8 protein-coding genes are annotated in these 13,145 nt (G+C 69.9%); 1 reads left to right on the top strand and 7 read right to left on the bottom strand.

The genetic code is table 11. The features are described from left to right. Positions 1–67: 67 nt before the first annotated feature. Positions 68–829 carry a copper homeostasis protein CutC gene (locus tag ACFRAQ_RS22195; RefSeq protein ID WP_379102526.1) on the bottom strand — a complete coding sequence of 254 codons (762 nt, stop codon included), beginning with the start codon at positions 827–829 and terminating at the stop codon, positions 68–70. 174 nt (positions 830–1,003) lie between these two features. Further along, positions 1,004–4,198, bottom strand: coding sequence for a (Fe-S)-binding protein (locus ACFRAQ_RS22190; protein WP_379102524.1), 3,195 nt, complete (start codon positions 4,196–4,198; stop codon positions 1,004–1,006). A 375-nt stretch (positions 4,199–4,573) separates the two neighbouring features. Here ACFRAQ_RS22190 and ACFRAQ_RS22185 point away from each other — a divergent pair, with 375 nt between their 5' ends. Then, positions 4,574–5,296, top strand: a complete 723-nt coding sequence (locus tag ACFRAQ_RS22185) for a hypothetical protein (protein WP_357284974.1) — start codon at positions 4,574–4,576, stop codon at positions 5,294–5,296. 78 nt (positions 5,297–5,374) lie between these two features. Here the strand turns inward: ACFRAQ_RS22185 and ACFRAQ_RS22180 are convergent, their stop codons facing one another. The 5 genes from ACFRAQ_RS22180 to ACFRAQ_RS22160 all read right to left on the bottom strand — a co-directional run bounded on the left by ACFRAQ_RS22180 (position 5,375) and on the right by ACFRAQ_RS22160 (position 13,037). Then, positions 5,375–6,202, bottom strand: coding sequence for an NRDE family protein (locus ACFRAQ_RS22180; protein WP_379102521.1), 828 nt, complete (start codon positions 6,200–6,202; stop codon positions 5,375–5,377). 163 nt (positions 6,203–6,365) lie between these two features. Continuing rightward, complete coding sequence (locus ACFRAQ_RS22175; protein ID WP_379102519.1) at positions 6,366–7,709, bottom strand: S1 family peptidase; 1,344 nt, start codon at positions 7,707–7,709, stop codon at positions 6,366–6,368. Between the two features lie 186 nt (positions 7,710–7,895). Then, positions 7,896–9,245 carry a S1 family peptidase gene (locus ACFRAQ_RS22170; protein ID WP_379102517.1) on the bottom strand — a complete coding sequence of 450 codons (1,350 nt, stop codon included), beginning with the start codon at positions 9,243–9,245 and terminating at the stop codon, positions 7,896–7,898. A 119-nt stretch (positions 9,246–9,364) separates the two neighbouring features. After that, on the bottom strand, positions 9,365–10,504 hold the full coding sequence (locus tag ACFRAQ_RS22165) for a hypothetical protein (RefSeq protein WP_379102515.1): 1,140 nt from the start codon (positions 10,502–10,504) through the stop codon (positions 9,365–9,367). A gap of 43 nt (positions 10,505–10,547) precedes the next feature. Beyond that, complete coding sequence (locus ACFRAQ_RS22160; protein ID WP_379103695.1) at positions 10,548–13,037, bottom strand: LuxR C-terminal-related transcriptional regulator; 2,490 nt, start codon at positions 13,035–13,037, stop codon at positions 10,548–10,550. Between the last annotated feature and the right edge of the window lie 108 nt (positions 13,038–13,145).

Raw genomic sequence — 13,145 nt, 5'->3', positions numbered from 1 at the left:
CCTTTGCGCAGCAAACTTCAGGGGTGTCACAGCAAACTCGTTGGATGGCAGTGGAGTTCGCGCCCGGTCAGACAGCCGTTCTCGCCGCTTCACACAGCGCCGCGACTCCGTCGGCGTCCGTGGCGAAATGGTCGAAACCGCTCGGCACCCCGAACTCGGCGAAGGTGACCTCGGTATCCGGCTGCGAGCGGCCCGGCACCGGAATGCGCACGGCCGCATGCAGATCCCGCGTGCCCGTCAACTCGATCACCCGCCGGGCGTTGTCGGCGCGCAGGCCGCCGCAGGCCATCACGTCGATGCGGCCGTCGGACAGGCTCACCATGCGCGCGATCAGGGACGCGCCGTCCAGCACCGACTCCTGGCGGCCGGAGGTGAGCAGCCGGGTGAAACCCAGTTCCAGCAGCTGGTCGAACCCCGCGTAGGGATCGGCGCACACGTCGAACGCGCGGTGGAAGGTGACCTCCAGCTCGTCGGCGGCGGCCAGCAGTTCGGTATTGGCGGCCGGGTCCACGTGCCCGTCCTCGTCGAGCACGCCGACCACCACGCCGTGCGCGCCCGCCGCCCGGACCCGCTCGACATCGGCGCGCATGAGCGCCACCTCGTCGGGGGTATAGCGGAAATCACCGGGGCGCGGCCGGATCAGGACGTGCACCTGGGTGTGCCCGGCCGCGGCCACGGCCGCCTCGATGAGCGCGGGACCCGGCGTGAGCCCCCCGACCGTGAGGCCCGAACACAACTCCACGCGCGCCGCCCCCGCCTGTTCGGCGATCCGGACCCCGCCCAGAGACTCCACCCCGATCTCGACCCGCACCGCCCGCGCATCCGTCATACCTTGCAGTATGGCGAACTCCCGCCAAGTTTGTTGCCCGAGATTAGCCGCTGGGCGGTGAACGCCTCGTGAACCGGGCCACACCGTGACCGGAAACGACGAGGGCGGCGCTACCCATTCGGTAGCGCCGCCCTGGTCAATCAGGTTCGGCAGCCCGGTGTTTCGGGCCGGAGCCTAGTTCTTGCGGCCCGGAGCCTTCATGCCCGACTTGAAGCCGAGACCACCCGGCTTCGCGGCGGGCGGCGTCGCGCCATTGCCTTCCGAAGTGCCATTGCCTTCCGAAGCACCGTTGCCTTCCGAAGAGCCATTGCTCTCCGAGATGCCATTGCTCTCCGACACGGCCGGTTCGGCCGGGGCGGCGGGCTCGGCCTCGGGAGCCGGAGCGGCCGCCGGAGCCGAATCGGCCGGAGCCGCAGGCGCTTCCGGCGCCGGGGCGGCGGCCGGAGCTGCGGCGCCCGGAGCCTTCGGGCCGGGACGCTTCAGGCCCGACTTCATGGCCAGACCCTTGGGCGCGATGGACGGCTTGGCCTCCGCGGCCGGGGCAGCGGGAGCCTCGGCGGCCGGAGCCGGAGCGGCGGCCGCGGGAGCCTCGACGGGTGCGGCCGCGGCGGCGGGCTTGGCGCCCGGAGCCTTGGCGGCGCCCTTCATCTGCAGACCCTTGCCGCCGGGAGCCTTCAGGCCACCCTTCATGGCGAGCCCGCCCGGCTTGGCGGCCGGAGCCTCCGGAGCGGCGGCGGCCTCGGCGGGAGCCGCGGCGGCGGAAGCGGTTTCGGCCTTCGCGCCCGGGGCCTTGGCGGCGCCCTTCATGGCCAGACCCTTGCCGCCGGGGGCCTTCAGGCCGCCCTTCATGGCGAGGCCCTTGGCCGGAGCCGGGGCGGCGGTCTCCTCAGCCGCCGGAGCGGCCTCGGCGGCGGGAGCCTCGGTCTTCGCGCCAGGGGCCTTGAGCCCGCCCTTCATGGCCAGGCCCTTGCCGCCGCCCGGCGGCTTCAGGCCACCCTTCATACCCAGGCCGCCACCGGCCGGAGCGGCCTTCGGCGCGGCCTCGGCCGGAGCCTGCGCGACCGCGACCGCGGCCTTGACCGGCTCCGGAGCGGGTTCCGGCTCGGGCTCGGCCTTGGGGGTCTGGATGACCTTCAAGTTCTCGGTCAGGGTCGCGGCGTCCACACGGTTGATGGACTGCAACATCAGCTGCGCGACATCGACGACCTCGACGCCCTGACCGACCTCGCCACCGTCCTTACGGGCGGTCACACCATCGGTGAGCATCACCCGGCAGAACGGGCAACCCGTCGCGATCATCGACGGCTCGTTGCCGCCCTTGAGCGTGTCGAGCGCCTCGTCGACCCGGTCGATGTTGATGCGCTTGCCGAGCTGCTCTTCCATCCACATGCGCGCGCCACCGGCACCACAGCACATGGAACGTTCGGCGTGACGCGGCATTTCGACCAGAGTCGAGCCCGAGGCCTCCATCAACTCACGCGGCGCGTTGTAGATCTTGTTGTGCCGGCCCAGATAGCAGGGGTCGTGATAGGTCACGTTCTGCGCGACCGGCGACACCGGCACCAACGCCTTGCCCCGCACCAGACGGTTCAGCAGCTGAGTGTGGTGCACGACCTCGTAGGTGCCACCCACCTGCGGATACTCGTTGTTGAGCGCGTTGAAGCAGTGCGCACAGGTCACGACGATCTTCTTCTTGGCCTGCTCGACACCCTCGAACACCGAGTTCAGCAACTCGATGTTCTGCATCGCCAACTGCTGGAACAAGAACTCGTTGCCCGCGCGGCGAGCCGAGTCACCGGTGCAGGTCTCCTCCTGCCCGAGCACCATGAACTTGGTGCCCGCGGTCGCCAGCAGCTCCGCGACAGCCTTGGTGGTCTTCTTCGCGCGGTCCTCGTACGCGCCCGCGCAACCCACCCAGAACAGGTACTCGTAGCCGTCGAAGGAGTCGGCGTCACGCCCGAAGACCGGAACCTCGAAGTCGACCTCGGAGATCCAGTTCAGGCGATCCTTGGCGTTCTGACCCCACGGGTTGCCCTTGTTCTCCAAGTTCTTGAACAAACCCGCCAGCTCGGAGGGGAACTCCGACTCGATCAACACCTGATAGCGACGCATATCGATGATGTGATCGACATGCTCGATATCCACCGGGCACTGCTCCACACACGCACCACACGTCGTGCACGACCACAACACCTCGGGATCGATGACGCCGTTGACGTCCTCGCCACCGACCAGCGGACGCTCCGCCTCCGCACGCGCGGCCTCCGAGATCTGCGCCAGCGCGCGCTCGTTCGGCTTGCCCTCGGCGTCGACCAGACCGATCTCGTCGCCACCCATGTCCTTGCGGCCGCCGGCCAGCAGGTACGGGGCCTTGGCGTAACCATGGTCACGCAGCGACATGATCAACAGCTTCGGCGAGAGCGGCTTGCCCGTGTTCCAGGCCGGGCACTGCGACTGGCAACGACCACACTCGGTGCAGGTGGTGACGTCGAGGATGTCCTTCCAGGAGAAGTCCTCGAACTTGCCCACACCGAAGGTGTCATTGTCCGGATCAGCGGTCTCCATCTCGATCGGCTTGCCGCCCGACATCATCGGCTTGGCCGCGCCCAGGGCGACGTCGCCGTCGGCCTCACGCTTGAAGTAGATGTTCGGGAACGCGGCGAAGCGGTGCCACGCGACACCCCAGGTGACATTGCGGCCGACCAGCAGCAGGAAGAGCGCGCCGGAGCAGAGCTTGATGAACGCGAAGACCGACACCAGGGCGATCGACTCGGGCAGCAGCTTGGCGACCTGCTCGGTGAAGAAGTCGCTCCAGGTGTGAGATTCGCCGTAGGTCGCGATCTTGCCGGCCTTCACGAAGACCATGCCGAGGCCCTCGACGAGGACGATGGACTCGATCACGTAGGCGGGCGCGAACTTCGAGCCGCTGAAGCGCGACAGGCGCGCGGGCACCCGCGGGTGGTTCAGCTGGCGGATGACGATCAGCACGACGATGCCGACAACCGTTCCGATGCCGAGGATTTCGTCGACCAGGTGGTAGATGCCCCAGCCGCCGATGATCGGCCAATGGAACTCGGGGTCGAAGATCTGGCCGTAGGCCTCGAACCACAGGATGAAGCCGAGCAGGAAGCCGATCATGACCAGCCAGTGCGCCCAGCCGACAGTGCGGAACTTGTTCATGCGCGTATGCGCGATGAACTCCACCATCATGGTCTTGAAGCGGGGGAAGAACGGCCGCCAGCGATCGGGCGCGGACTGCCCGACCATGATGGTGCGCGCGATATTTCGCACGCCTCCGATGAACGATGCCCAACAGAAGACTGTGAACACCGCCCCAATCGTGCCCAGCGTCACTGTCAGGGCATTCATGTCGCGACCTCTCTTACGGTTCTCCGAGCGTTTCGCGAGGCAGCCTGGTACGCCTCGAGATGCTCGTATCCTAATGGACGGTAAGTTACCCACCGGTAACTTAGTTGTCCAGGGTTTCCCACACCGTAAATCCCGGCAAATCACGCCCTTAACCAAGGGCAGGCTTACTTCTAAAGATGGTGGCGTGCAGAAAGAAACCAATCTCGCAAATCGTAATGTGATCGACTAGGCTCACGCTGTCCGACAGCTGTGCGCGTCTTCACATGCTCGGGGAGGACTCGTCCTAGCGCGTAGAGGCATGGCCCGAGGGAAGCCGGGCCTCGCGTGGCGAAGAGCGCACAGCGGATACCTGATGACGGATTGGAAACCAACCAAATGAAGCTTCGCAGTACCACTGCGGCTGCTGCCCTGGTCATCGGCGCAATGACCATCGGGATGACGACCGCTCACGCCGACAACGCTCCTGCGCAGCCTGCTGGAATCAACTACTCCACCAAGCTGGTCGACGGCAAGACGATCGTCTCCACCCTGAAGAACGGCACCTTCGAACTCGCGCAGCAGGACGGCGCGACGCCCGAGGACCCGAAGCAGACGGTGGTCAACGTCAAGGATCAGCAGGGCGCGGTCGTGATCTCGTTCCCGCTGTCCTACACCGCGGCGGGCACCCAGATCCCGGTCAAGTCCGAGGTCAAGGAAGACGGCAAGGTGCTCGAGGTCGTTCCGGAGAAGCCGGCCGACTTCAACCCCGGCACCCAGGTGCTGGCCGCCGCGCCGGTCGCCTCCGCCAAGCCGATCGCCTCCTCTGACGAGAACCAGAAGGCGATGAGCTACTTCTCCACCCAGTTCAGCCTCGCGCTGGGCATCGGCAGCTTCGTGGGCACCGCCCTCGGCGCGATCATCGGCTGCGTTGTGACCATCGTCGCCGGCTGCGTGCCGGGTCTGGTCGCGGGCGCCGGCATCGGCGGCATCCTCGGCACCATCGCCGCGGGTGGCCCGACCCTGGTCGCGGCCGGTATCGATCTGCTGAACACCATGCAGGCGCCGGACGGCACCACCAAGTGGGCTCCCGCTGCCCAGCAGCAGGTCACCCCGAACTAGTGACGTCGCCGGGGCATCGCCCCGGCAAGTTCGAACACCAGGCCCGCCTCGCTCGTCGGAGGCGGGCCTGGTGCTTTGTCAGGCGGGGAGGTCCATCCGGCCCTCGAACACCACGGTGTCGCGGCGGCGGCCGAAGCGGGCGAAGGTGCGCTCGGTCATCATGTAGCGTCCGTCCTCGCGCACCAGAAGGACTGTGCTGCAGCGGGTTCCGTGCACGGGATGGTTGACGAAACGCGCCGAGGCCGAGCGTTCGGTGAGCCGGTCGAGGCCGGTGCGGGGCAGTTCGGCGGCGGGGGCCGCGGTGCGGTCGGCCAGCACCCCGAGGTACCCCGCGACATCGCCCGGTGGCACCGCGGCCAGCGCGCGCACGCCATTGCGGACCTTCGGCCACACGGGGGCATCGGTGTCGGTGACGACCGTGCCGTCCGGTGTCAGCGAACCGACCAGTGCGTTGTTGGAGACGCCGTGGAAGCCGGGCGGCAGTTCCCGGGGGCCGCCCTCGCTCCGATTGCTGTGCCACCACAGCGTTTCCAGATCCGAGACCAGCAGATTGAAGCCGTTGTAGTCGTCGGGGGCGGTCGCGATGCCGCGCGCGAACTTCTCCGGCACCGCGTCGCCGCGCAGGAAATCCATCAGCAGCGCGCCGCGGGAGCGGACGTCGGTGCGGAACTCGCCGGGTAGTCGCACATTCGTGACCGTGGCGACGCGGTGCCGGTCGGGCAGCACGCCCAGCCAGGTGCCGGGCACCGGACCGGCCGCACCCTGATCCCGGCCCGCGAGCAGGCCCGGCACCTCGTCCCAGCGGCGCAGCGATTCCGTTGGGCGGGTGAAGAACTCGTCCCGATTGGCGGCGAGGATCAACCGGTAGTCCGGATGCGCCCGCCAGCCGAGCAACGCCAAACACATGACTCCAGGATGCCCGACGCGGCCGGGCCGCGACCACGCCCGGTCCCTCCCGTCCCACTGCTTGCCCACCGCCCCATCGCTGCCCCTCGGAGGGCCCCCGGTACCCAAGAAAGCGAAAAGGCCGGTAGCGGTTGAGCTACCGGCCTTTCCAAGGATGCTGTGCCTAGCTGGTGCGCACCCGCAGACCCGGGTTGTCGGAGAGCACCGTGCTGATCGGCTGCGCGAACAGCTGCGGGGTGTTGCCGGTGATCAGACCGATCAGGTTCGGGATCTCGCAGATCGGGTAGTCGGCGACCGAGGAGGCGCTGGAGATGCCCAGAGCCAGGGTGCCGGTCACCAGCGGGCCGCCCGAATCACCGGGCAGGGCGCAGATATTCGACGAGAACGACTGGGTGAGCAGGCGGTCGCCGACCTGGACGGTCTGGTCGACGGCGTTCACCACGCCGCAGCTGAAGCCGGCGCGCGCGCCCGACTTGCAGACCGGAGCGCCCACCACGGGGACGGCCACACCGGTGACGGTGATCGGGGCCGCGTTCGGGACGCTCACCAGCGGGTTGGAGAAGCTGTCCCGGAACTGGTCGTTGATGCCGACGATCGAGTAGTCCTGGTTGCCCAGTACCGACTTCTGGAACGAGCCCATCTGCGGGCCCATGCTCTCGCCGACCAGCTGGAACACGCCGGGGGAGTTGGCGCCGCCGGTGGCGGGGATGTTCGGGTTGCAGTGGCCCGCGGTGATGTTCACGACATTGCCGTTGCCGTCCACGCCGTTGAAGCCCAGCGAGCAGCGCAGCGACATGCGACCGGCCACCGAGGCGAAAGCGTCACCGGCGGCCATGGCGCGCGGGCCGGCTCCGGCGATCTCCGCGGCCTTCGGGACGTCCTGGCCCTCGCCGCCGACCGGCGGGGCGGCCATGACGATGACGCGCGCCGGGTCCACGAAACCGGGCAGCGGGATGTCGGCCTTGTCCACGCGGACCGCGATGCTGTTGTTCAGGGTGTCGACGGCCACGCCACGGATCGACTTGGACACCGACTCCGGCTGGTCCTTGAGCCACTGCTGGAAGGCGTTCTTCTCGCCGCGCAGGGTGGTCTCGCTCTTGGCGACGTCCTTGGCGGTGAAGCCCGCGTCCTGCACGGCCTTGCGAGCCTGCTCGTGCGCGTCGCCGGGGGCGATCGCCACGATCGCCTTGCCGGTCTCGTCCAGCCAGGCGCCACCGAAGACATCCGGGAACTGGCGCTGTGCGGTGGTGGCGAAGCTGGCCACCTTCTGCGCGACGTCGGCGCGGTTCAGGTAGTCCTGCGGGGAGATCTTGAGGTCACGGCTGATCGCGTTGATCAGCTCGGCCGGCAGGTTCGGGGTCGCGGGGGTCTCGGGCTCCGCATGCGCGCTCGCCGCCAAGGGTCCGGCGACGAGAACCGCGGTGGCCGCGATCGCCGCAGTTCGGACAAGGGACCGTGGGCGTCGGCCCGCGGCAGGCATGGAGGCGCGCATACGTGGCAGGAGCATGGCCCCGACTATATGGTGTCCAGCCCGTTATGCCTACTTATTGCCAGATGACGTTTCGGTATTCGCAGAGCAAACGGCAGGCATGGGAGATTGGCCCCCCAATGCGGGGGATGTCCGATTTTCGCGGCCCGTCGCACCGGGCCGCGAATCCGTCACTCGGCATGAATCACGCACGAAGTGAATCACTCACGTGTGCGAGCGAGTCCGCACCTGAATTCCGCTGCCGACGCCTCCGCCCGAATTGGCGTCGATTTCGTTCAGAATCGGGCGCAGCGGGATGCCCAGCGACGCGGTGCCGCCGTACTGCGCGAGCTGCGTGTTGGCCTCGTTGCAGTTCGGTGCGTCCGCCGCGTTGGAACCGCTGGTGATGCCCAGCGCCAGGGTGCCGGTGACGATGGCGCCGCCGCTGTCACCGCCCAGGGTGCAGGCGCTGGAGGCGAAGCCGCGGATCGTCTTCGAATTGCCCTCGGTGGTGTAGAGCTGGGTCTCGACCCGGTCCGCCACCACGAAACCGCAGGTGAACGTGGACGACTGGCCCGACTTGCAGACCGGCGCGCCCGTGATCGGGTCGGCCACACCGGTAATGGTGAGGGTGGTGCCGTTGGCGCCGCGTACCGACGGCTGATCCATGCCCGCCTTCACCGCGTCGTCATTGAGCTTGATGACCGAATAGTCCAGCGCGCTGCTGCCGCCCAGGTTCGAGGTAACGAAAGTGCCGACCTTCGGACTGGACAACAGGTTTTTGACATTCGGCAGGTACACCTCGGCGCCGGTGCCCTTGTCCACATTCGGATTGCAATGCCCCGCGCTGATGTTCAGCGCATTGCCCGCGGAATCGACGCTGTTGAATCCGAACGAGCACACATCCACCCCGTGCAGCGAGGTGTCGAGCGGAGTCGGTGCGGTGATGTAGGTGTCGCCGCCCATCGGCCGCCGCTCCACCGGGCCGCCGGAGTTCGGCGACAGGATCACCTTGATATTGGCGATCAGGGTGGGCAGATTCAGCAAATGGCCGCCCGGGGTGTTGGCGACGCTGAGCACCAGCTGGCTGTTGAGGAAGTCGATGGCCACCGAATTGATCGCGCCCGAGATCTCCCGCGGCAGCGTGGTGATCCACTGGTTCAGCTGATCGACCGAGTTCTCCAGGCCGTCCGCGCTGATCGGGGCCAGCCGGGTCTGGTACCCGGCGGCCGCGGCGACCTTGGCGGCGTCGAGGGAGGTGACGGCCAGCACCGGCTTGCCGTCGGTCCCGATCCAGGCGCCCGCGAAGTCGTCGGGGCGCTGGGTGCGGAATTCGCTGGCGTAGTCCCGCAACTGCTGGGCCTTGGCCGCGCGGTCCAGGTATTCGGCCGGAGTCATCTTCAGATCGCGCTGGATAGCGGTCACCAGTTCGGCCGGAAGGCTCTCGGCGGCAAGCTGATCCGGGGAGGCCGGGTCTGCGGTGGCGGTGCTCAGAAGGGGCCCGATGAGAACGGTCGAGGCAACGGCGACGGTGGCTGCTCGGACCGCGGCGCGGCGCGCCATGAACTTGCGCATGGAGTCCCTTCGTAGTGCACCAGCAGACCGGCTTCGGCGGGGAAAGGTTCCGGGTTACCTTCCGGAAGGTCGGTCAGCGCACCACTTTAGGGCACAAACCTCGGATGGTCGCTACGAAATCAGCGCTGACTCTGTCCCCACGGGTCTTGCAGCACCGGAGCCGGCGGCAGGCCGAATGTCGGTACCGGCGGATTCTGATAGATCGGCGGATACGGACGGGTGGTGGTGGGCGGCACCGTGGTCGCCGGAACCGGCGGCAGGGTGGTCGTCGGCTCCGGAGTGGTCGTCGGCGGCGTCGTGGTCGGCGCCTCGGAGGTCACCGGGGCATCGGCCGGATCGACGGGCGCGGCCGCGGTCGGATGCAGCGAACCGGTCGGCGGTAGCAGCGGCGGGGCGACCCCCGCGGTGGCGTCCGGTTCGTTGCGGACCTCGCCGCGCGGCGGGCCGGGGGTGGAGTCGTCCTGGCGCAACACCGCCGCCACTCCGACGCCACCGAGCAGCAAACCGATCAGCGCGGCCGCCCCGGCGATGATGTACGGGCCCCGGGAGGCCCGGGGTGCGTGCGTGACCGCGGCCGCCGGAATCGACCGGGCGACCACCGGCTCGGCGGCGGTGGCGGCCGGAACCGCCGCGACCGCGGCCGAATACGCCTGCGCCAGCGGCTCGGACGACTTCAGCGCGGGCAGCACATCGGTGACGTCGGCGGCGTTCACGGCGGACGCGGTGGCATCGGGCGGGGTCAGCCCGGCCGGAGTGGACAGCACCGCCGCCAGGGCCGCACGGGCCGCGTTGTAGGCGAGGGTCTTGCCGGTCTCCGCGTCCGCCTGCGGTAGGTCGCGCTCACTGACCAGCACCACCGACTTCAGGCCCAGGTAGTCCAGGGCCTCACGCAGCGAGCGCACGTGCGGGTCGGTCCAGCCGGTCGGATGCGCGAGATAGAACTCGGCGGGCCCGTTGAGGTGTTCGGCGGCCTGACTGATCAGGCAGAACACCGCCGTGGCCATCAGGTCCTCGGCGCGGTACGCCTCGCCGTCGTCCACCGGCAGCCCGGCCGGGTCGCCGACCGCGCCGACGAAGCCGCGAATGGAGTGCGAATAGCCCTCCGGCGCGTCCCCGCCCAGCACGGCGTCCCCGTCGTCGGACATGTGCAGCACCGATTCACGCACGGTGTAATGCACCGGGAGCGTGGCGTCGTCGCCGGTCACCACGGCTACGACGGATTCGTCGTCCGCGATCCGCAGGCCCACGCCAGTGGCCATCCTCGTTACCTCACTCGGTGCGTCCGGTCTCTCCGCGCCCGGATCAGACCAGGAGTGAACCGTGACCCATGGCGCGGAGCATTGACAATAACTCCGAACGCGACCCCGCACCGATTCGACGTCTCATCCGGGCCACGTGATGTTCCACGGTTTTGGCCGAGATGTAGAGCCGGGCGCCGATCTCCCGGTACGTCAAACCCAGGAGCACCAGTTCGGCCACCTCGCGTTCGCGTTCGCTCAGCACGGTATCGGTGACCGGTTCCGGGCGCGCCTGCGGGGCCGCGGGCTCGGGCACCCGGACCGGCGATTCCGGCGGCCGGGACTGCGCGCGCACCGTGCGGGCCAGCTTCAGCAGGGCGGTCGCGGTGGCGGCGTCGCTCGCCGCCAGCGCGGCCTCACTGGCCAGCCGGGCCGCGTCCCAGCGCAGGCCGAGCCCGGCCAGTCGCGCCACCGCGCCCTCGACCCGATCCCGCAGCACCTGTCCGCGCAGCACCAGCACCCAGGTGCGGCCCGCGTCGGCCAGTACGGCGGCCTGCGGATCGCCCGCCGAGGCGGCCGTCTTCAGCCGATGGGCGTGCGGCAGCAGCGCTTCCGGGCTCTCCTGGGCGATCGCGGCCTGAATCGCGTACCAGTGGAAGGCATTCGACCAGACCGGCGGTTCGCCGAGGCGGCGCAGCAGTTCGTCGGCGCCGGTCACCAGGGCGGTCATTCGCGCTTCGTCGCGCAAACGGATTCCGGCCAGCCACAGTTCGCCGATGGGCAGCAGCGCCAGCAGGTCCGCGCCGACCTCGTCGAACAGCGGGTAGGCCTGCTGCCAGGCCAGGGCCAGCGCGGCATGGTCGCCGCTGCGGCGGGCCAGGCCGACGATCACGCCGTGTGCGAGCAGGCGATCACGCGGATCCAGTTCCGCCACCGGCACTTCCGACATGAGGGTGGCGGCCGAATGCTCGTCGCCGCCCAGCATGGCCACCCAGGCGCCGAGCACCAGGCTCTGCGGCGTGGGGCTCGCGCCGCGCAGGGCGTCGGCGGCACGGCGGGGGTCGCCCATGCTCAGGCACAGCAGCACCGCGATCGACACCGCCGAGCACGGCAGGAAGCGATCGCCGCCGTCGTCGGCCGGGGCCGGACCGGAGTGCGCCGCGTGGATCAGCGCCGATGCCGCCGACACGGCCGCACCGCGGCGGGCCTGCGCCGGATTGGCGAAACGCTGCCCGGCGAGGGTCGCCGGGGGGACCGCCCGCATCTCCGCGGTGAAACCGGTGGGGGCCGAGACGGTTCCGAAGTCGCCGACCGGTGCCGGCGAAGGCGGTCGGGCGCCCGTGACGGTGTGGCCGCGGTGGTCACCGGCGGCGAGCGCACCCGCACCGCCGGGTCCGCCATTGCGCGCGGCGACCGCGTCGTACGCGCCGCGGGCCGGGTCGGTCCCCGGCGCGGGGCGGTGGAAAGACGCGGGCGCCGAGGAGTATTCGGTTCCGGTGCGACCGTTGCCGGCCGCGCCGGGCGACGGCTGTCCGGTCCCGGAACGCCCGCCGCCGAGCGCTCCGGACGCGGCCGCTCCGTGCTGCGTGGCGTGGGGGCGCTGGGCCGTCTGGGCTCCGGGCGATCCGATCGAATCGGACAGGGCGTGCGCGATGGACGCGGCCCGTGAGGTCGCCTCGGTGGGTGGCCACTGCCCGGCATTGACCGAGAGGGCCTGTGCGCCTCGGACATCGCCGGACAGGCACAGCACGGTGGCCGCCACCGCCCAGTCCGCGCCCACCCGGGCGGGCCCGAGCCACGTGTAGAGCTGTGCCGCTCGATCGGCCAGACCGCGCCGGGTCCAGACGCCCGCGCAGACACGGACCGCGACGGCCAGATCGGTGAGCGGGATCGAGGGATTCGCCAGGCTGGGTTCGGCCAGGCGCAGCGCGGTGTCGCCGTCGCCGCTGCGGGCCGCGGCGTCGGCCCAGCGGACCGCCAGCGCCTCCGGGTTCGCACCGGCGGCGGCCGCGGACGCGTAGTAGCGGACGGCCTCGTCACCGGCGCGTTCCGCGGCGGCGCACAGGAACGCGGCCAGCCGCTCGTCGCGGAGGCCGGATTCGGCGAGCAGCAGCGCGGTGTGGTCGCGCAGCAGTCCGGCGTCCAGGCGGGCGTGCAGCAGGCGGCGGGCGACGGTCAGGAAACGGCGGTCACCGACGAGGGTGCGCAGCGGGGCGACCGCCGGGGCCAGCAGCAGATCGGCATCGGTGACCAGGGCGCTGCCCCGGGCCCGGTCCACCAGACTCTGGGCGTCGGCGGGGGAGAGGTCGAGGACCTCGGTCAGTTCGCCGGTGTCCAGGCCCGCGCCGATGGCGGCCACCACCAGGGCGTCGAGCAGGTCCGGGTCGGAGTCGTCGAGCCGGGTCCGGGCCCACGCGGTCACCGCTTGATCGACGGCCGTCACGCCCGCGTCCAGGCGGGTCGCGCAGGCGGCGGTCAGGGCGGCCACCACGCCGCCGTGGATGCCACCGGTCTGGCGATGGATGTGCTGGGCCAGCCCGCGCGGCACCATCATGCCCAATTCCCGTGCGAACGGGGCGATCTCGGTCGCGCCCAGGGCGCGCAGATCGATCACGCGGCCGCGGCGGGCCACCAGATCGGTGAGCGCGCGCAGCCGGGCGTC

Source organism: Nocardia sp. NPDC056611 (assembly GCF_042792755.1).
Classification (GTDB): domain Bacteria; phylum Actinomycetota; class Actinomycetes; order Mycobacteriales; family Mycobacteriaceae; genus Nocardia.
This window is presented reverse-complemented; position numbering and strand designations above follow the sequence as displayed.